The following is a 1,434-nucleotide window of genomic DNA, read 5'->3' as shown; positions in this document are numbered from 1 at the left end:
CAACTTCCAACGGAAGGCTTCACGCAGAAAGATAGTGCGGAACACGAAGGATATGCGGGAGCGCACATTCCTGCGAGGATAACTGAAACGGATAACACCAACACAGACTTGCCGAAGGATGGATTGCTCGAGAAAATTGTGAGCAGGAACAATCTGAACGAAGCGTTCAAGAGAGTCAAAGCGAACAAAGGCTCCCACGGAATTGATGGGATGGGAGTGGATGAACTTCTACAACATCTCAAAGAGAATGGGGAGACACTCAGGCAATCAATCCTGGACGGGAAATACCGTCCGAACCCCGTTCGGAGGGTAGAAATCCCCAAAGAGAATGGAAAGAAAAGAAACCTGGGAATCCCGACGGTTGTTGATCGAGTCATCCAACAAGCCATAGCGCAAGTGCTTACGCCGATCTATGAGAAAGAGTTCTCCGAGAATAGTTTCGGCTTCCGCCCCAAACGAAGCGCACATGATGCAATCAGAAGAAGTCAGGCGAACATACAAGAAGGGTACAAATACGTGGTGGATATGGACTTGGAGAAATACTTCGACACCGTGAATCAAAGTAAACTCGTCGAGGTATTATCGAGAACCATCAAGGACGGGCGGGTCATCTCACTCATACACAAGTACCTAAAAGCTGGCGTCATCGTGAAGCATAAGTTTGAAGAAACGGAAGTCGGTGTACCGCAAGGGGGCAATCTGAGTCCAATACTTAGCAATATCATGCTGAACGAATTGGACACAGAACTGGAAAACAGAGGTCATAGGTTCGTCCGCTATGCGGACGATCTGCTCATCTTCTGCAAGAGCAGAAAAAGTGCTGAGCGAGCGCTGAGGAACATCCTCCCCTTTATCGAGAAGAAACTCTTCCTCAAAGTAAATCGGGAGAAGACGGTCGTGGATGAGGCGAGGAAGGTCAAATTTCTTGGTTTCTCATTTTACTCCCTCAAGGGGCAGACGAGAGTCAGAATCCATCCGAAATCCATCGTGAAGATGAAAACCAAGGTTAAGGAGTTGACCGCAAGAAGCAACGGAGTAGGAAACGAAGACAGAGCCGTGAAGCTCAGACGATATATCATGGGCTGGGTGAACTATTTCAAAATTGCCGACATGAAGAAACTGCTCCAAACCACGGATGAATGGATGCGAAGGCGAATTCGCATGATCTACTGGAAGCAATGGAAACGGATAAGGACAAGGTTTAAAATGCTGAAATTATTCGGAGTCCAAGACCAGAAGGCATGGGAATACGCAAACACAAGAAAGAGCTACTGGAGAACCTCCAATAGTCCCATCCTCGCCCAATCCCTCGGAAACAACACGATCAAAGGACTCGGTTTCATATTCTTTTCAGATTATTATCGACAAGTCACTGCGTAAACTTAGGAACCGCCGTATACCGAACGGTACGTACGGTGGTGTGGGAGGTCGGCT

At 47.7% G+C, this 1,434-nt stretch carries 1 protein-coding gene; it reads left to right on the top strand.

What is annotated here, in order from left to right:
• Positions 1-1,380: group II intron reverse transcriptase/maturase (gene ltrA / locus JZI27_RS24850; protein ID WP_280209845.1), on the top strand; the 1,380-nt coding region annotated here is incomplete at its 5' end.
• Positions 1,381-1,434 lie beyond the last annotated feature (54 nt).

Source organism: Brevibacillus sp. AY1 (genome assembly GCF_029870785.1).
Taxonomy (GTDB): Bacteria; Bacillota; Bacilli; order Brevibacillales; family Brevibacillaceae; genus Brevibacillus; species Brevibacillus invocatus.
Note: the sequence above shows the minus strand (reverse complement) of the source record. Positions and strands in the feature narration are given on the sequence as shown.